Annotated in this window: 19 protein-coding genes and 1 pseudogene; 12 read left to right on the top strand and 8 right to left on the bottom strand. The window is 72.6% G+C overall.

The window, feature by feature from the left end:
• Position 1 precedes the first annotated feature (1 nt).
• Genes AC4BGC_RS14280 through kaiC form a run of 5 tightly spaced genes read right to left on the bottom strand, consistent with a single transcriptional unit; the run spans position 2 to position 3,606 of the window.
• The gene (locus AC4BGC_RS14280) at positions 2-424 is read right to left on the bottom strand and encodes a response regulator transcription factor (protein ID WP_490547757.1); all 423 of its coding nucleotides are present in this window, start codon (positions 422-424) and stop codon (positions 2-4) included.
• The gene (locus AC4BGC_RS14275) at positions 421-1,209 is read right to left on the bottom strand and encodes a DUF8755 domain-containing protein (RefSeq protein WP_490556356.1); all 789 of its coding nucleotides are present in this window, start codon (positions 1,207-1,209) and stop codon (positions 421-423) included. The genes AC4BGC_RS14280 and AC4BGC_RS14275 overlap by 4 nt, the downstream gene beginning before the upstream one ends.
• On the bottom strand, positions 1,206-1,544 hold the full coding sequence (locus AC4BGC_RS14270) for a circadian clock KaiB family protein (RefSeq protein ID WP_490556355.1): 339 nt from the start codon (positions 1,542-1,544) through the stop codon (positions 1,206-1,208). Before AC4BGC_RS14270 ends, AC4BGC_RS14275 begins: the two co-directional genes overlap by 4 nt.
• Positions 1,541-1,891 (bottom strand): circadian clock KaiB family protein, encoded by a 351-nt coding sequence (locus AC4BGC_RS14265; RefSeq protein WP_490547760.1) that lies wholly within the window; start codon positions 1,889-1,891, stop codon positions 1,541-1,543. The genes AC4BGC_RS14270 and AC4BGC_RS14265 overlap by 4 nt, the downstream gene beginning before the upstream one ends.
• Entirely contained in the window at positions 1,888-3,606 is a 1,719-nt protein-coding gene (kaiC, locus tag AC4BGC_RS14260) for a circadian clock protein KaiC (protein WP_490547761.1), read from the bottom strand. The genes AC4BGC_RS14265 and kaiC overlap by 4 nt, the downstream gene beginning before the upstream one ends.
• A 358-nt stretch (positions 3,607-3,964) precedes the next feature.
• Between kaiC and AC4BGC_RS14255 the strand changes: the two genes are divergently transcribed.
• Both AC4BGC_RS14255 and AC4BGC_RS14250 read left to right on the top strand, forming a co-directional pair.
• Positions 3,965-5,032, top strand: coding sequence for a PHP domain-containing protein (locus tag AC4BGC_RS14255; RefSeq protein ID WP_490556354.1), 1,068 nt, complete (start codon positions 3,965-3,967; stop codon positions 5,030-5,032).
• Between the two features lie 63 nt (positions 5,033-5,095).
• Positions 5,096-5,359: pseudogene (locus AC4BGC_RS14250) on the top strand (MMPL family transporter); the annotation flags it as partial.
• Between the two features lie 13 nt (positions 5,360-5,372).
• On the opposite strand, the gene AC4BGC_RS14245 reads toward AC4BGC_RS14250, so the two are convergent.
• Positions 5,373-6,215, bottom strand: coding sequence for a DICT sensory domain-containing protein (locus AC4BGC_RS14245; RefSeq protein WP_490557187.1), 843 nt, complete (start codon positions 6,213-6,215; stop codon positions 5,373-5,375).
• Between the two features lie 125 nt (positions 6,216-6,340).
• Between AC4BGC_RS14245 and AC4BGC_RS14240 the strand changes: the two genes are divergently transcribed.
• The 8 genes from AC4BGC_RS14240 to AC4BGC_RS14205 are packed head-to-tail and all read left to right on the top strand — an operon-like array spanning position 6,341 to position 13,478.
• Positions 6,341-7,480 (top strand): polyprenyl synthetase family protein, encoded by a 1,140-nt coding sequence (locus AC4BGC_RS14240; RefSeq protein WP_490556353.1) that lies wholly within the window; start codon positions 6,341-6,343, stop codon positions 7,478-7,480.
• Positions 7,477-8,352 (top strand): phytoene/squalene synthase family protein, encoded by an 876-nt coding sequence (locus tag AC4BGC_RS14235; RefSeq protein WP_490556352.1) that lies wholly within the window; start codon positions 7,477-7,479, stop codon positions 8,350-8,352. Before AC4BGC_RS14240 ends, AC4BGC_RS14235 begins: the two co-directional genes overlap by 4 nt.
• On the top strand, positions 8,349-9,974 hold the full coding sequence (gene crtI, locus AC4BGC_RS14230; RefSeq protein ID WP_490556351.1) for a phytoene desaturase family protein: 1,626 nt from the start codon (positions 8,349-8,351) through the stop codon (positions 9,972-9,974). The genes AC4BGC_RS14235 and crtI overlap by 4 nt, the downstream gene beginning before the upstream one ends.
• Positions 9,971-10,348 (top strand): lycopene cyclase domain-containing protein, encoded by a 378-nt coding sequence (locus AC4BGC_RS14225; protein WP_490556350.1) that lies wholly within the window; start codon positions 9,971-9,973, stop codon positions 10,346-10,348. The genes crtI and AC4BGC_RS14225 overlap by 4 nt, the downstream gene beginning before the upstream one ends.
• A complete protein-coding gene (locus AC4BGC_RS14220; protein WP_490556349.1) occupies positions 10,345-10,653 on the top strand; it encodes a lycopene cyclase domain-containing protein in 309 nt (102 codons plus the stop codon). The genes AC4BGC_RS14225 and AC4BGC_RS14220 overlap by 4 nt, the downstream gene beginning before the upstream one ends.
• Positions 10,654-10,660: 7 nt before the next feature.
• The gene (locus tag AC4BGC_RS14215) at positions 10,661-11,554 is read left to right on the top strand and encodes a prenyltransferase (RefSeq protein ID WP_490556348.1); all 894 of its coding nucleotides are present in this window, start codon (positions 10,661-10,663) and stop codon (positions 11,552-11,554) included.
• Between the two features lie 10 nt (positions 11,555-11,564).
• Positions 11,565-12,887 carry a glycosyltransferase family 2 protein gene (locus AC4BGC_RS14210; protein WP_490556347.1) on the top strand — a complete coding sequence of 441 codons (1,323 nt, stop codon included), beginning with the start codon at positions 11,565-11,567 and terminating at the stop codon, positions 12,885-12,887.
• A 45-nt stretch (positions 12,888-12,932) separates the two neighbouring features.
• Entirely contained in the window at positions 12,933-13,478 is a 546-nt protein-coding gene (locus AC4BGC_RS14205) for a M48 metallopeptidase family protein (protein WP_490556346.1), read from the top strand.
• Between the two features lie 7 nt (positions 13,479-13,485).
• Here AC4BGC_RS14205 and AC4BGC_RS14200 read toward each other — a convergent pair whose 3' ends face one another.
• A complete protein-coding gene (locus tag AC4BGC_RS14200; RefSeq protein WP_490556345.1) occupies positions 13,486-14,028 on the bottom strand; it encodes an NUDIX hydrolase in 543 nt (180 codons plus the stop codon).
• Positions 14,025-15,443, bottom strand: a complete 1,419-nt coding sequence (locus tag AC4BGC_RS14195; protein WP_490556344.1) for a zinc-dependent metalloprotease — start codon at positions 15,441-15,443, stop codon at positions 14,025-14,027. Before AC4BGC_RS14195 ends, AC4BGC_RS14200 begins: the two co-directional genes overlap by 4 nt.
• Before the next feature lie 62 nt (positions 15,444-15,505).
• On the opposite strand from AC4BGC_RS14195, the gene AC4BGC_RS14190 reads away from it, so the two are divergent.
• Together AC4BGC_RS14190 and AC4BGC_RS14185 are read left to right on the top strand one after the other, a co-directional pair.
• Positions 15,506-16,027 carry a molybdenum cofactor biosynthesis protein MoaE gene (locus AC4BGC_RS14190; RefSeq protein WP_490556343.1) on the top strand — a complete coding sequence of 174 codons (522 nt, stop codon included), beginning with the start codon at positions 15,506-15,508 and terminating at the stop codon, positions 16,025-16,027.
• A gap of 93 nt (positions 16,028-16,120) precedes the next feature.
• On the top strand, positions 16,121-16,426 hold the full coding sequence (locus AC4BGC_RS14185; RefSeq protein WP_490547774.1) for a hypothetical protein: 306 nt from the start codon (positions 16,121-16,123) through the stop codon (positions 16,424-16,426).
• Positions 16,427-16,475: the final 49 nt, after the last annotated feature.

Raw genomic sequence — 16,475 nt, 5'->3', positions numbered from 1 at the left:
GTCAGGCCTCGGCCGGGCCCGGCATCTTCGGCCCATCCTCGGTCCCGGCCTCGAGCAGGATCTGCTCGAGGCGGGGGAGCAGGCTGCGGACCAGGTCCGACTTCTCCAGGTAGCCGTGCGCGCCCGCGTTCAGGGCCCCCTGCCCGCCGGTGGCGAACGGGTAGCCCGAGAGCATCACGACCACCGCGTCCGGCGCCGCCTGACGGATCAGGGGCAGTGCCTGCATCCCGTCCATCACCGGCATCGCGATGTCGAGCAGCACCAGGTCCGGCTGGCGTTGCCTGGCCATGTCCACCGCCTGCTGGCCCTCCGCGGCGGTGCCGACGACCTGCCAGCCCTCGGGGTGACGTTCGATCACCATGCTGATCAGCTCACGCAGGTCGGCCGAGTCGTCGACGACCAGCACATTGACGTTCTCGGTCATCGGGGCTCCACCGCCGCCGGTGCGCTGCGCACGGCCGTCCCGGGCTGGACCTGCTGGTCCACGGCGAGCTCGCCGATCCATCGCCGGGCCTGCAGCGAGGTGCTCGCGATCGCGCGGCGTGCCGCACTGATCCGGCCCAGGTCCAGCGCCATCTCAGCGGTCACCAGGCCCTGCACGATCGTGTCGTTGACCTCCCGCGCGACCCGCTGGCGCTCGGTCCGGGCCGCGTCCTCGGCCGACTGCCGTTCGACGAGCTTCTGCATGGTGAGGTCGGTGAAGACGAGGCAGCGCACGAGGACTCCTTCCATGTCGAGGGCGGTGACGGCGACGAGCACCGGCACCTCGGAGAGGTCGGTACGGCGGATCGTGAGCTCGGTGCGCCACGTGTCCATCGCCGTGGTCTCGAGGAGCTCCAGCAGTGCGTCGCGCTGGTCCTCCTCGACGTAGTCGGTGATGTCGCGCCCGATCATCGTGGTGCGATCCACCTCGAGCAGGCTGGCCAGCTGCGGGTTGGCGAACAGGATGACGCCGCGCTCGGAGACCGTGGCGGCTCCCTCGCCCATGCGCTCGACGATGACCCGGTAGGGCCGGTCGGCGCTGGTGAGCGTGTAGACCTGCTCCTCCTGGGGACCGCCGATGACCACGGCGTCCACGCCACCGCTGCTGATCGCCGTCAGCGTCTCCTCCAGGTAGGAGATCTGGCGGCGGAGCTCGACCATGTCGTGCCCGTCGTTGTCCTCGAAGGCCTGCTCCTGGCTGACGTCGGGACTCGGTTCTCGGCTCATCGCGACTCGCCCGGGTGGGAGGACGGCGGCACGCCGTGAGTCGCCGCTCGCGGGGCGAGGTCGAGCCCGGAGCGGATCCGGACGTCGTCGGTGAGGTGGCCGACCAGGTGGCGCGGTGGCGAGGGCGAGTGCTTGACCAGGGTCGGCAGCGCCAGGATGTGGTCCCGCTCCAGGAGCTCGGGGTGCTCGAGCGCGTCGATCACGTCCAGGTCCACCAGCCCGGCCAGGTCGTCGTCACAGATACGGCGTACGGCGTCCACGGCCTCCATCGATCGACGCGAGGCGCCGCTGATGTAGAGCGTGAGTGACCACCGGGTGGCGTGCTCGACCGTCACTGGGGACTCTGGCCCGGCGGACGCACCTGGAGACCGACGAGGACGCGGTCGGTGTCGGAGAGGTCGCCGATGATCTTGCGGATCGGCTCGGGCAGCTTGCGGACCAGTGTCGGCACGGCCACGATCTCGTCCCCGCGCGCGAGCGCGGGATTGACCAGGAGGTCGATCACCTCCACCCGGTAGCGCCCGGCGAGGTGCTCGTCGCAGACGCGGCGCAGGTTCTCCAGCGCGCGAACCGAGCGTGGCGACTGGCCGGCGACGTAGAGCCGCAGGTCGTAGGTCGCGTCGTCACCCATCGGTGTCGCGGGGGAGGCGTCCGGGTCGCTGCTCCCGGTGGTGTGGCTCATCGCTCGCCCGCCCCGGTCAGGCCCTCGTTGCCGGCGCGCTGCCGGCCCTGGGAGGCGCGGGCGGCCATGGCGGAGGCGCGGCCCTGCGCCTCGGAGGCGATGAACCGCTCGACCTCGGCGTTCTCGGCCACCAGCTGGGCCTCGAGGGCGGCCACCTGCGCCCGGAGCGCGGCCGAGCGCTGCGCCAGCTCCTGACGGCGGCGGTCGATCTCGTCCGCGCGGGTCGCCTGCGAGACCTGCTCCCAGGAGATCTGCTCGGTGCGCTCGGACCCGGTGAGGACGCCGTCGGGGCCGACGTACACGTCGAGCAGCTCGGCCCCCGAATCGGTGAGCACGAACTCACGCACCTGGTTGGAGTGGGCCGAGCCCCGGCTCTTGATCACGAACAGCTGTCGGTTGCGTTCGCCGTTGCGTTCGTCGTTGCGCAGCAGCATCCAGGTGTCGACCAGCGAGGAGACGTCGACCTCGCTGGACTCCTGGCTGGCCCCGTGGGTCAGCGTTGTCATCACGGTGGTGATCCCGCGTCCCTTCAGCAGGTCGAGGTCGCGCGAGATCGCAGACGTGGTGTCGCCGCGGGCCCCGGCGTGGGTGAGGCTGGCGACGGCGTCGAGGACCACCAGGTCGGGCTCGTGCTCGTCGAGGAGGCGGTGCAGCATGGCGAGGTGCTCCTCGAACCCGAACGCGGTGGGACGCACGGACTCCACCAGGAGCAGTCCCGAGTCGGTCCAGCGGCCCAGGTCGATGCCGATCGAGCGCATGTTGCGCACCAGCTGGGCCGGTGACTCCTCGAAGGAGAAGAACAGCGTCTTCTCGCCCCGGGCGCAGGAGGCGTCGGCCATCACGGCGCCGATGCTCGTCTTGCCGGTGCCCGCCGTGCCGCTGATCATCACCGACGACCCGCGGAAGACGCCGCCGGCGAGCATCTCGTCGAGGCGGGCGATGCCACTGGAGATCCGCTCGTCGGAGGCCTCGTAGGTCAGGCCGACCGAGGTGATCGGTACGACGACCAGCCCGTTCCCGGTGATCAGGAAGGGGTACTCGTTGGTGCCGTGCAGCGAGCCGCGGTACTTCACCACCCGCAGACGGCGGGTCGTGATCTCGTCGCGGACCCGGTGGTCGAGGCTGACCACGCAGTCCGAGACGTACTCCTCGATGCCGAACCTGGTCAGGGTGCCGGGACCGCCGCGCTCGCCGGTGATCACCACCGTGAGGCCGCGCTCCTTGAGCCAGCGGAACAGCCGGCCGAGCTCGCCGCGGATGATCGCCTCGTTGGGCAGGGCGCTGAACAGCAGCTCGATCGTGTCCAGCACGACCCGCTTGGCGCCTACGGACTCGACGGCCATGGCGAGCCGGATGAACAGGCCCTCGAGGTCGAACGCACCGGTCTCGATGATCTCGGTGGGGTCGAGCCGGAAGGTGTCGATGGCGAGCAGGCCGTCACGCTCGAGCTGCTCGACGTCGAAGCCGAGGGAGGCCACGTTGGTGACGATGTCCTCGCGGGACTCCTCGAACGCGAGCAGCACCCCGGGCTCGCCGAGGTCGCGCGCGCCGCGCACGAGGAACTCGAGGCCGAACATCGTCTTCCCCGACCCCGCGGCGCCGGTCACCAGGGTCGGGCGCCCGCGCGGCAGCCCACCGTTGGTGATCTCGTCGAACCCGGTGATGCCGGTCGCGGCCTTCTCCAGGCCGACCACCGGCCGGTCCGCCGTCGTCATCGCTCAACCCCGTCCACGGCTGCAGTGTCTCCCGCCTCGAGGTGTTTGTCGGGTGGTTCTCAGATCAACGCCACGCTGCGCGGCGCTTTGGGGGATTTCGTTACGAAGTGTGCCTCGACGGGAACGCAAAAAGCGAGGCCCTCGACGAAACTCCTGCATTTGCCTTCCCCTTGCGAATGCAGGAGGCACTCGTCGAGGGCCCCTTGTGGGCGGTAACGCTAGCCAGCCTGGCCGCGCCGGTCAATGTGGGTCAGTCCCGAGAAGCCCACCGGTTACGCACCGGCTGTGGATAACCCTGTGGACAGTGTGTGGAGGACGGGTGCTGTGCTGTGGACGCCGGGGCCGCCACAATGAACCCGTGACTGCCGCAGACCAGAGCTACACCGCCGGGCCGGTCGCCGCCCTGCGCCGGATCGCGTTCCTGCTCGAGCGGAGCCGGGCGGAGGCCTACAAGGTCAAGGCGTTCCGCTCCGCGGCCGACACCATCCTGCCGCTGGGCGAGGAGGTCGCCGAGCGGGTCCGCGCCGGCACGCTGCGCGACCTGCCCGGGATCGGGGCCTCGACCGCGGAGGTGATCGAGGACGCCGTCGAGGGGCGTACGCCGAAACGGCTGGCCGCGCTCGAGCAGGAGAGCGGCGGCCCGCTCGTGGAGGGCGGCGAGGAGCTCCGCGGCCGGCTGCGCGGCGACCTGCACTCGCACAGCGACTGGTCCGACGGCGGCTCGCCGATCGAGGAGATGGCGTTCACCGCGATGGAGCTCGGCCACGAGTACCTCGTGCTCACCGACCACTCCCCGCGGCTGCGGGTGGCCAACGGGCTCTCCGCCGTCCGGCTCGCCCGCCAGCTCGAGGTGGTCGACGCGGTCAACCAGCACCTGGGCTCGGCCGCCGACGGAGCCGGGTTCCGGCTGCTCAAGGGCATCGAGGTCGACATCCTCGACGACGGCTCCCTGGACCAGAGCGAGGAGATGCTGGACCGGCTCGAGGTGCGCGTCGCCTCGGTGCACTCCAAGCTCGCAATGGATGCCGAGGCGATGACCAGGCGGATGGTGACCGCCGTGGAGAACCCGTTCGTCAACGTCCTCGGCCACTGCACCGGCCGTCTGGTCACCGGCAACCGGGGCACGCGCGAGCAGTCGGAGTTCGATCCCGAGCGGGTCTTCACCGCCTGCCGCGAGTCCGGCACCGCCGTGGAGATCAACTCCAGGCCCGAGCGCCGCGACCCGCCCACGGACCTGCTCCGCAAGGCGATCGACCTCGGCTGCCTGTTCTCCATCGACAGCGACGCGCACGCCCCGGGGCAGCTGGACTTCCTGTCCTACGGCGCCGCTCGGGCCGCGGAGCTGGGCCTGGACCCGGACCGGGTCGTGAACACCTGGCCGCTCGACCGGCTGCTCGAGTGGGCCCGGCCCGACCGGTCGGCCTGACTCATCGGTCTGACTCGTCGCTCTGAGCGAACCGGCTAGACCTGCAGCCAGGCCAGCACGGCCGGGGTGGTGACCAGCGCGGCTGCGGTAATGGTCTCGGTGTTCGCCATCTTCACCACCTTGTCGATGCTGGAGATGAAGATGATGGGCGTCGGCCTCTCCGCGGCGATCCTCGTCGACGCCACCGTGATCCGCCTGGTGCTGCTGCCGGCGATCCTGGTGCTGCTCGGAGACCGCGCCTGGTGGCCCGCGAGGCCGAAGGGTCCGGCAGGGGACAGGGTCGAGGAGACCGATCCGGCGTACGCCTCGGCCCGAGCCGGATCGTGAACCCTGGACCGGTTCAGCCGGCCTGGTCGACGGCCAGGGCGAGGTACTGCAGCACCCGGTCCAGCACGGCCACGGCGCGCTGGGTCTGCTCCGAGGCCGGTGCCGGGGTGTCCTCGAGCACGGCCCAGTGGGCGAACGTGCTCCCGGGCAGCAGGGTCTCGCTGAGCCGGGCGCACAGCCGGGCGGCGTCACGCACCACCTGGGGGTCGACGGACCAGAAGGTCTCGAATCGCCGGGAGGCGTCCTCCTCCCCGGGCTCGCCCGGACGTTCCCAGCCCACGACGCAGCCGGGGTGCTCCTCGGAGTCGCAGACCAGCACCCACTCCCGGTTCAGGGGCGAGTCGAAGGGCACCGGCACCTCGGTGGGCGCCTCAGCGGGCCGGTCGGGGGCCGCGACGCCGGGGTCGAAGTCCGCGAACACGAACGTGGCCAGCGAGGTGCGGGACAGCTCCGACCAGCGCCGGCGCGAGGCCTCGTAGAGGTCGGTGCGCTGGAAGGCTGCGAACAGCAGCGGCCGGTCCGCCTGGGCCGCGCACTCGTCCTCCACGGCCCGGCACAGGGCCAGCACTCCCGGCTTGCGGAGCAGCTGGACCCGCAGGTCGGGGTGCCGGCGCCGGAGCCCGGCGAAGACGGAGGTCTCGTCGCGCTGTGAACGGCTGCGGGCCCGCTGCACGGCCGTGGGCATGCTCAGCCCTCGGGCGCGGTGGCGGAGGGTCTCGCGGACCAGCTCCACGTCCTCGGGGACGTAGCGCCGCTGCCCGCTGGCCGAGCGCGTCGGGGTGGGTACGCCGTACCGCGACTCCCAGGTGCGCAGCGTGCCGGCGGCCACCCCCGTCTGGGCCGCGAGCTCACCGATGGTCAGCGTCGGCCCGGCCTGCTCCTCGTCCGTGATCTTGCCTCCTCAGGTTGCGCAAGTATTGTTCAGCATATTGCACAACTCGGCAGCACGGTTCTGGGGAGGAGGTCCCCTTGCGTTCCCCGGTGACCCCTGATCCATGCGCGGATCCGCACTGTCGGCCCCGATCGCAGTCCGGGTCGCAGCAGGCATCGCCGGACACCGCCGCGGACCGGACGCTGGGGCGTCTCCTCGACGAGGGCACCTCGACGGCAGCCGGGATCGGCGGCGGCCACCACCGGCTCTGGCGCAGCCTGGTCTCGGCGACCGAGGGCGGGAAGCGGTTCCGGCCGGCCCTGTTCGAGGTGGGCTACCGGGCCTGGGGCGGGACCGACGACGACGCGGCCGCTGCCGTCGGGGCGGCGATCGAGCTGCTGCACACCGCGTTCGTGGTCCACGACGACGTGATCGACGGCGACGACGTACGCCGTGGGCGGCTCAACGTCTCGGGCGCCCACGTGGCGGAGGCGCTCGCCGAGGGCGTGTCCCCGGCGCGGGCCCGGTCCTACGGGACGGCCGCCGGGATCCTTGCCGGAGACCTCGCCCTCGCCGGTGCGCTGCGCGCGGTGGCGCTGTGTCCCGCCGAGCCCGGCACCGTACGCCGGCTGCTGGACCTGTTCGACCAGGTGCTGCACGCGACGGCGGCCGGTGAGCTGAGCGACGTGCGGATGAGTCTGGGCACCAGTCCGGGCACAAGTCTGGGCACGAGTCCGGACACCGGGAGCCCGACCGTCGCGGAGGCGCTGCTGATGGCCGAGCGCAAGACCGGCGAGTACTCCTTCGCGCTGCCGCTGCAGGCCGCCGGCATCCTCGCCGGGGCGTCCGCGCACGCGGTGCACGTGGCCGGCCGGGTGGGGCGCGCGCTGGGCACGGCCTACCAGCTGACCGACGACCTCCAGGGCGTCTTCGGAGACCCCGCCCGCACCGGCAAGAGCGCCACGAGCGACCTCCGCTCGGGCAAGTCCACGCCGCTGATCGCGCACGCGCGCACCACCGCGGCCTGGCCGACGATCGCGCCGTACGTCGGCCTGGACACGCTCACCGAGGCGGACGCCGAGGTGGTCCGGGAGCTGCTCACCACCGCGGGCTCGCGCCGCTTCGTCGAGGAGCTCGTCAGCACCCACGTCGACCTGGCCGAGAAGACGGCCCGCGGGGGCGACCTCCCCGCCGACCTCGTCACCTGGATCGCGGCGATGCGCACCGACCTGCTGAGCGGGGCGCCGTGAGCACGCTCAGGCCGGCCGGCTCGGGGTCCGGAAGCTACGACAGCGTGGCGGCGAGCAGCGCCGCCCTGGTGATCAGCGCCTACTCGACCTCGTTCGGGGCCGCGTCCCGGCTGCTGGCCAACCCCGTGCGCACCCACGTGCGCAACGTCTACGCCCTGGTCCGCATCGCCGACGAGATCGTCGACGACGCGGACGCCGGAGTCGGCGTGGCCGAGCGCCAGCAGCTGCTGGAGCGGCTGTGGGAGGACACGCTGCACGCGATGCGGCACGGCCGCAGCAGCAACCTGGTGGTGCACGCGTTCGCCACCACGGCCCGGGCGGTCGGGATCACGCCCGACCTCGTCGACCCCTTCTTCGAGTCGATGCGCACCGACCTGCACGTCACCCGGCACGACGCCGCCAGCCTGGAGCGGTACGTCTACGGCTCCGCCGAGGTGGTCGGCCTGATGTGCCTGCGCGTCTTCGTCGCCGACACCGCGGACGCGACGGCCTACGAGCGGCTCGCGCCGGGGGCCAGGAGCCTGGGTGCCGCTTTCCAGAAGGTGAACTTCCTGCGCGACCTGGCCGAGGACCAGGGCGTGCTCGGCCGCCACTACTTCCCCGGGGTCGACCTCGACACGTTCACCGACGCCCAGCGCGACGTGCTCCTCGACGACATCGACCGCGACCTGGCGAGCGCCGCCGCGGTGATCCCGCGGCTGCCGGCGAGCAGCAGGCGCGCCGTGCTCGCTGCCCATGCGTTGTTCCTCGAGCTGGCCCGCCGGCTGCGCGCGACCCCGGCGGAGGTGATCCGCGGCGGACGGGTGCGGGTCCCGGGGCCGGCCAAGGCGCAGGTCCTGCTGCGGGCGCTGCTGGTCCGGAGGATCTCGTGAGCGCGGCGGCGCGCCAGTCGCGTCGTACGCCGGCCGGCTCCGTGGTCGTCGTCGGCGGCGGCATCGCCGGCCTCGCGACGGCGGCCCTGCTCGCCCGCGACGGCTGGAGCGTCGACCTGCTCGAGCAGCGTGCGGAGCTGGGCGGGCGGATCGGGACCTGGGAGAGCCAGGGGTTCCGGTTCGACACCGGTCCGTCGTGGTACCTGATGCCGGAGGTCTTCGAGCACTTCTTCGAGCTCTTCGGCCGTGACGCCGGGGCGGAGCTGGGGCTCAGCCTGCTCGACCCCGGCTACCGGGTGTTCTACGAGGGCCACCCCGAGCCGGTCGACATCCACGCCGACCGGGACACCAACGTGGCCACCTTCGAGCGGATCGAGCCGGGGGCGGGCGCGGCCCTGGAGCAGTACCTCGCCTCGGCGCAGGACGCCTACACGGTCGCGCTGCGACGGTTCCTCTACTCCAACTTCGAGACCCTGAGCGGCCAGGCGCGGTGGGACGTGGTGCTGCGGACCCCCCGCCTGCTCCGGCTGCTCACCCAGACCCTGGAGAGCTTCGTCGCGCAGCGGTTCCGCGACCGGCGGCTCCGGCAGGTGCTGGGCTACCCGGCCGTGTTCCTGGGGACCTCGCCGGACCGGGCGCCGAGCATGTACCACCTGATGAGCCGCCTCGACCTCGCCGACGGGGTGCTCTACCCCCGCGGCGGGTTCGGGCAGCTGCTGCAGGTCTTCGCCGGCGTGGCCCGCGACGCCGGGGCGAGGCTGCACACCGGGGCCACCGTCACCGCGATCACCACGCGGGCCGGCGCCGGCACCCGGAGGCGGCGAGGAGGCAGGCCGGCCGTGACCGGGGTGCGCTATCGCGAAGCCGACGGGGTGGAGCACACCCTGGCCGCGGACGTGGTGGTCGGCGCCGCCGACCTGCACCACCTCGAGACCGAGCTGCTGCCCCGCGAGCAGCAGACCTACCCGCAGGCCTACTGGGACGCCCGCGATCCCGGGCCGGGCGCGGTGCTGGCCTGCCTCGGCGTCGAGGGCTCCCTGCCCGAGCTCCCGCACCACTCGCTGTTCTTCACCGAGGACTGGCACACGAACTTCGACGACATCTTCGGTGAGCACCCCCGGGTCCCGGACCCCGCGTCGATCTACGTGTGCAAGCCCTCGGAGACCGACCCCACGGTTGCCCCCGAGGGCTCGGAGAACCTCTTCGTGCTGGTGCCGGTCCCGGCCGACGTCGCGATCGGCAGCGGCGGACCCGACGGCGCCGGGGACCCGCTGGTGGAGAAGGCGACCGACGCCGCGATCGACCAGGTGGCGGCCTGGGCGGGCATCCCCGACCTGCACTCGCGGATCCGCGTGCGGCGTACGTTCGGGCCCGGCGACTTCGCCCGCGACCTGAACGCCTGGTCCGGCGGTGCGCTCGGGCCGGCGCACACGTTGCGGCAGAGCGCGTTCTTGCGCACCGGCAACGTCTCCCGCAAGGTCTCGGGGCTCTACTACGCCGGCGCGAGCACGGTCCCCGGGATCGGTCTCCCGATGTGCCTGATCAGCGCGGAGCTCGTCGTGAAGCGGCTGCGCGGCGACCGGTCCTCCGCCCCGCTGGAGCCGCGGGACACCACCGGATGACCCATCTGGCCTACCTCGCCGCGCTGCTCCTGCCGCTGGGCTGCATGGCGCTGGTCGACCGCCGGTGGCGGCTGGTGCTGTGGGCCGACTGGCGGCGCGCGGGCGTCGTGCTGGGCGTCGGTGTGGTCGTGTTCCTGGCCTGGGACCTGGTGGCGATCGGCCAGGACTTCTACCGTCGAGGGGGAGCGGCCCGGTGGATGACCGGCATCGAGGTCGCTCCGCACCTGCCGCTGGAGGAGGTCTTCTTCGTGCTGTTCCTGTGCTACTTCACCCTGGTGATGCACCAGGCCGTGCTCCGGATCCTCACCGGGACCAGGGGCGGGACCAGTGCCGGAACGAGTGCGGACAGCAGCAGGAACGGGGCCGAGCGATGACCTACGCGCTGCTCGGGACCGTCTTCGTCGTCGCGGGCGCGGTCCTCGCCGTGGTCGCGGCCCGCCTCGCCCGCCTCCCGCGCCGCTGGTGGGCTGCCAGCCTCCTGGTCGGGGTGCTGCTGGTGGCGCTCACCGCGGTCTTCGACACGGTGATGATCAGCGCGGACCTGTTCCGCTACGGCCAGGACGCGCTGCTGGGCCCGCGGGTGCTGCTCACCCCGGTCGAGGACTTCGCCTGGCCGGTGTTCGCCGTGCTCGCGCTGCCGGCGCTGTGGGAGCTGACCGGGATGCGCCGTGGGCGCTGAGGCCCAGATGAGCGACCAGGTGAGCGACCCGGCCCCGGGCGCCCTGCGCCAGCTGGTCGGCTCCTCGCGCCCGCTGAGCTGGGTGAACACCGCCTACCCGTTCGGCGCGGCCTACCTGCTCGGCGGCGGGGGCGTGGACCTCGCGCTGGTGCTCGGCGTCGTCTACTTCCTGGTGCCCTACAACCTGCTGATGTACGGCGTGAACGACGTCTTCGACTACGAGTCCGACCTGCGCAACCCGCGCAAGGGCGGGGTCGAGGGTGTGGTGCTCTCCGACCGGTGGCACCGGCTGACGCTCTGGTCGGCGGCGCTGACCAACCTGCCGTTCCTGGCCTACCTGGCCGTGGTCGGTTCCGTGCGCTCGAACCTCGTGCTGGCGGTGGTCGTGTTCGCGGTCGTCGCCTACTCCGCGCCCGGCCTGAGGTTCAAGGAGCGCCCGTTCCTGGACTCGATGACCTCCAGCACGCACTTCGCCGGCCCGGCGGTCTTCGGGTTCGCCCTCACCGGGGCCGAGCTCACCCCCACCGCGCTGGCGGCGTTCGTGGCGTTCTTCCTGTGGGGCGTCGCCTCCCAGGCCTTCGGTGCGGTCCAGGACATCGAGGCGGACCAGGGCGCCGGCATCGGCTCGGTCGCGACCTCGCTCGGCGCCGCCCGCACCGTCCGGTTCGCCATCACGGCGTACGCCGCCGCCGGGCTGCTGCTCCTGGTCGCGGTCAGCGGACCGGGCCGGCTCGCCGCGCTGCTGGTCGTGCCGTACGTCGTGAACATCTGGCGCTACCGGTCGCTGCCCGACCGGGACTGCGAGAGCGCGAACGCCGGGTGGCGGCGGTTCCTGGTGCTCAACTACGTCACCGGCTTCCTGGTCACCCAGCTGTTCATCTGGATCGAGCTGACCCGATGAGGGACCGGCGATGGTGATCGACCCGCACTTCCGCGTCGCTGACCTCGCCCGGCTCGCCGGGCTGGGCAGCTTCGTCTGGTGCCTGATCGACGGCCAGGGCGTGAACGCGGCGCTGTTCGCCCTGGTGCTGCTCGGGCTGGTGCTGCCCCGGTTCCTCGGCGCCTCGCCGCGCCTGGACCTGATCAGCTCCGGGGTGCTGCTGTTCGCGGCGTGGAGCGCCGTGCTCGACCTCTACCTCACCTATCCCGTGCTCGACCTGGTGGTGCACGCCGTGGCCTGCGCCCTGGTCACCGTGCTCGCCTTCCAGCTGCTGGTCGCGTTCTCGGTGCTCCCACGCGAGCGGGATCGCACCCTGCGCCGGGCAGGTGTCGGGATCGTGCTCACCACCACGGCCCTGGGCACGATGCTCGGGCTGGTCTGGGAACTGGGGGAGTGGTTCGGGCACACCTACCTCGACGACCGCATCCAGGTCGGGTACGACGACACGCTCGGCGATCTCGTCGCCGACGGGTTCGGTGCGCTCGTGGTGGGGCTGGTGCTCGCCCTGCGCAGTCGCCCGGACCGCAGCGAACCGGTGCGCCCGGCGAGGGGCGTCGGGCCCACCGTGTCGGTGGTGATCCCGGTCAAGGACGACGCCGGCCCGCTGGCCGAGTGCCTGTCCCTGCTGCAGGCCCAGACCGTCCCGCCGTACGAAGTGGTGGTGGTCGACAACGGCTCGCTCGACGAGAGCGCGCTGGTGGCCACCGGCTTCGGGGCCAGGGTGGTGACCGAGCCGCGCCCCGGCATCCCCGCTGCTGCCGCTGCCGGCTACGACGCGGCGCGCGGTGAGGTGATCGCGCGCTGCGACGCCGACTCGAGGCCGCCCGCGGACTGGGTGGAGCAGATCACCGCACGGATGGCCGCGGAGCCCGGTCTGGCGGCGCTGACCGGGTCGGGCCGGTTCCACGACCTGCCGCGGTGGATCGAGCCGGTCGCGCGCTGGTCCTACCTCGGGTCGTACTACGTGCTGGTGCACGCGGCGATGGGGCAGACCACCCTGTGGGGGTCCAACATGGCGCTGCGCACCCGGACCTGGCGCGAGGTGCGCCACCTCGTGCACCTCGACCCCGAGGTGCACGACGACATGGACCTCGCGTTCTGCCTGGGCGCGGACCGCCAGGTCCGCTACGACCGGTCCCTGGTGGTGGGGGTCTCCGCACGGTCGCTGCGCGGGGGACGCCAGCTCCGCCGCCGGATGGACCGGGCGGTGCGCACGCTGCGCGCCAACTGGGACGTCACCCCGCCGTGGACGAGGTGGCGTGCCCGGCTCGAGCCCAGCAGGGACCGGACCTGATCTGCGGAGGGTCGGTTGTCGGCGGGAGGCGCTATTTTTCTTCCCATGCCAGGACAGGTCGATGCCCCAGTGGAGGTGCGGCGCTCCCAGCGCCGCAAGCGCACCGTGTCCGCCTACCGCCGCGACGGCAAGGTGGTCGTGATGATCCCGGCCCGGTTCACCCGGGCCGAGGAGGCCGAGTGGGTCACCACGATGCTCGCTCGCCTGGAGCGCTCCGAGAAGCGGGGACGCCGCTCCGACGCCCAGCTGATGCGCCGAGCCGAGGAACTGCGCCACGAGTACCTCGAGGGCCGGGCCCAGCCCACGTCGGTGCGCTGGGTGGGCAACATGACGACGCGATGGGGCTCGTGCACCACCACGACCGGTGAGATCCGGCTCTCCGACCGGCTGCAGAAGATGCCGGCCTGGGTGGTCGACTACGTGCTGGTGCACGAGCTCGCGCACCTGATCGAGGCCAGCCACGACCGACGCTTCTGGCGCTGGGTCGACCGCTACCCCCGGGCCGAGCGCGCCAAGGGCTACCTCGAGGGCGTCTCGCACGCCGCCGGGCTGGGCCTGGAGCCGTGCCGGGAGCCCGAGGAGGTCTCCTAGCCGGCGCTCAGGCCGGCTGCTTCAGGGCGAGGCTGATCATCTCGGTCATGTCGGGCTCCTGCGTCGGGAGGTCGTCCACCGGCCACCAGCGCACCGCCAGCGACTCCTCGCTGGTGACGGGCACGCTCTGGCCCGCCACGACCGCGAGGAACCTCACGTCGAGGTGCTCCACGGCGCCGCGCGGGTCGCAGAACGGCACGGTGTGCCGGGACAGGTGCAGCGGCTCGGCCCGGACCACGAGGCCCTCGAGCCCGGACTCCTCGGCCGCCTCGCGCCGCGCCGCCTCGAGCAGGCCGGTGTCGCCCGGCTCGAGGTGGCCGCCGAAGTGGAACCAGCGGCCGGCCTTGCAGTGCAGGTTCAACAAGACCTGGCTGCGGTCCTCGCTGACCACGAGCGCGCCCGCGGTCAGGTGCGCGGGGAAGCAGGAGCGCCACACCCCGTCGTCGTGCGCGGTCAGGTGCTCGACGTACGCCGCCCGGAGCCGCTCCTGCTCAGGGGTCGGTGCCCGCCAGCCGGTGAGCACCTCGAGGGCGTCGGCGTGCAGCCTCACCCCTCGTCGGGCCCGGTGTCGGGCTTGGTGTCGGGCTTGGCGTCAGGCCTGGTGTCGGGCTTCTCGTCGGTCTCCGCGTCCGTCTCTGCGTCCACCTCTGGGGCGGGCTTGTCCCCGTCGGCGTCGAGGAGCTCGCCCAGCGCCTTGTCGAAGTCGTCGGAGCTGAGCTCGGCCGGCTCGGTGAGGTCCTCGCGGAAGCCCAGCGGGTCGTCGAGGTCGGCAGCGGTCGGCAGCAGGTCGGGGTGGGCCCAGACCGCGTCGCGGGCCTCCTTGCCCTGGCGCGAGCGCAGCGACCCCCACAGGGCCGAGGCGTCGCGCAGCCGGCGCGGGCGCAGCTCGAGCCCGACCAGTGCGGCGAAGGTCTCCTCCGCGGGACCACCCGCGGCACGGCGCCTCCGGATCGCCTCCTGCATCTTCCCCGAGGCCGGCATCCGCTCGGCGGTCGCCTGGCCCACCACCTCGTCGACCCAGCCCTCGACCAGCGCGAGCGTGGTCTCCAGGCGGGCCAGGGCGGCCTTCTGCTCGGGGGTCTGCTGGGGCTCGAAGAGCCCGCCCTGCAGTGCCTCCTGCATCGCCTCCATGTTGGTGGGGTCGAGCTGGCCCATCGCCTGCTCGATGCCCGAGACGTCGATGGTGACGCCGCGCCCGAAGTCCTCGACCGAGGAGATCAGGTGCTGTCGCAGCCACGGCACGTGGGCGAAGAGGCGCTGGTGCGCGGCCTCGCGCAGCGACAGGTAGAGCAGGACGTCCTCAGCGGTGACGTCGAGGCCCTCGGCGAACTCCGCGATGTTGTGGGGGAGCAGCGCCGCCTTGCCGGCCGGGCCGAGCGGCAGGCCGACGTCGCTGGCGGTGAGGACCTCGCCGGCCAGCCCGCCCAGGGCAGCGCCGACCTGGCTGCCGAACATGGCGCCGCCTGCCTTGCCGAGCATCCCGATCAGGGGCCCGGCCATCGCCTGCGCCTCCTCGGGAAGTGCCTTGCCCATCGCGGCGACGACGTGCTCGGCGACGGGCTCCACGAGGACCCGCCACACCTCGGTGGTCTGCTCGATCCACTCCGCGCGGCTCCAGGCCGCGGTGGTGGTGATCCCCGAGGGCAGCACGGTCGCGTCGTCGAGCCAGTGGTCGGCGAGCCGCAGGGCGTCCGCGACCCGGCTCTGGTCGCTGCTGGTCGGGCTGGGGTCGGGCTCCTGGGCGGCGGTCTTGCGGGCGATGTCGGTGGCGAGGGCCCAGTTCACGGGACCGTCGTACGGCGCCATCATCGCCTGGACCTGACCCATCAACCCGGACAGGTCCGGCATGTTGAAGCCGGCTGCGCCACCCTGGCCGCCGGGACCGCCGGTGCCGCCGAGAGCGTTGAAGATCTGCTCGAAGGGGGTCCCCTTGAAGGGGTTGTTCTCGTCCGGTCGGTCGTCCATGCAACCCAAATTACCGGTTACGACCAATGTCGCACCTCTGGCGGTGCGTCTAGGCTGGGTCGGTGCCCACGAACTTCCCCGACACCGCTCTCGACGCTGCTCCCGACACCGCTGCCGACGCTGCTCCCGACACCGTGGGCGACACCGCTGCTGACGCCGCTGCCGGCGTGATCCGGCTGCTCGACCTGCGCGAGACGACCCTGGACCCCGCCGAGGTGCTCGCCGCGGTCGACGACCCCGCGGCAGGCGGGGTGAACCTGTTCGTCGGCGCGGTGCGCGACCACGACCAGGGCGAGTCCGTGAAGTACCTCGACTACACCGCGCACCCCTCCGCCCGGGAGCGGCTCCGCGAGGTCGCCCTCGGTGTGGCCGAGGAGTTCGAGGTGGTCGCCCTCGCGGCGGTGCACCGCACCGGCCACCTCGAGATCGGCGACATCGCCGTGGTCGTGGCCGTCTCGGCGGCCCACCGCGGCCAGGCCTACGACGCCTCCCGGGCCCTGATCGACCGGCTCAAGGCCTCGGTCCCGGTCTGGAAGCACCAGGTGTTCCGCGACGGGCGCGAGGAGTGGGTGAACTCGCCCTAGCCGGGGCAGCCGTGCCCACGTTCTGGGTCCCGAGGTGGGCCCAAGGTGTGTCGGTGTGCGGCACCGTAGGTACCCGTCGGCATCATGGGCTGCGTGGAGATCCTGCTCTGGTGGCTGCCGCCCGCACTCGTGACCGCGATCGCGATGCTGTGGGTGAGCTGGCTCGGCCGCGCCCGGGACGTCAGCCCCGACCGGTCGGATGCTGCCCAGGAGCGGTTCGCCGCGGCGATCATGCGTGACCTGCCCGACGAGGTGGTCAGCCGGGTGAGCGCGCCGCAGCCGCTGCGCGAGCGCAGCACCGGGATCGCCGTACGCCCCTCCCAGATGCCGGTCGCCAACGTGAGCAACCTCCCAGCGCGGACCCCCGAGACCGCCGACGACTCCGCGCGCACCGCCTGACCCACCCGCGCGGGCGCGAACCGGAGGCGGCTGAGTTGCCCCCGAATGA

The sequence above is a fragment of the Nocardioides sp. Z38_18 genome (assembly GCF_058215695.1).
Note: the sequence above shows the minus strand (reverse complement) of the source record. Positions and strands in the feature narration are given on the sequence as shown.

Excerpts from the sequence above, each read along its gene's own strand:
- AC4BGC_RS14265 (WP_490547760.1), bottom strand. The coding sequence starts at position 1,891 with ATGAGCCACACCACCGGGAGCAGCGACCCGGACGCCTCCCCCGCGACA.
- AC4BGC_RS14280 (WP_490547757.1), bottom strand. The coding sequence starts at position 424 with ATGACCGAGAACGTCAATGTGCTGGTCGTCGACGACTCGGCCGACCTG.
- AC4BGC_RS14225 (WP_490556350.1), top strand. The coding sequence starts at position 9,971 with ATGACCCATCTGGCCTACCTCGCCGCGCTGCTCCTGCCGCTGGGCTGC.
- AC4BGC_RS14205 (WP_490556346.1), top strand. The coding sequence starts at position 12,933 with ATGCCAGGACAGGTCGATGCCCCAGTGGAGGTGCGGCGCTCCCAGCGC.
- AC4BGC_RS14215 (WP_490556348.1), top strand. The coding sequence starts at position 10,661 with ATGAGCGACCAGGTGAGCGACCCGGCCCCGGGCGCCCTGCGCCAGCTG.
- AC4BGC_RS14275 (WP_490556356.1), bottom strand. The coding sequence starts at position 1,209 with ATGAGCCGAGAACCGAGTCCCGACGTCAGCCAGGAGCAGGCCTTCGAG.
- kaiC (WP_490547761.1), bottom strand. The coding sequence starts at position 3,606 with ATGACGACGGCGGACCGGCCGGTGGTCGGCCTGGAGAAGGCCGCGACC.
- AC4BGC_RS14220 (WP_490556349.1), top strand. The coding sequence starts at position 10,345 with ATGACCTACGCGCTGCTCGGGACCGTCTTCGTCGTCGCGGGCGCGGTC.
- AC4BGC_RS14195 (WP_490556344.1), bottom strand. The coding sequence starts at position 15,443 with ATGGACGACCGACCGGACGAGAACAACCCCTTCAAGGGGACCCCCTTC.
- AC4BGC_RS14210 (WP_490556347.1), top strand. The coding sequence starts at position 11,565 with ATGGTGATCGACCCGCACTTCCGCGTCGCTGACCTCGCCCGGCTCGCC.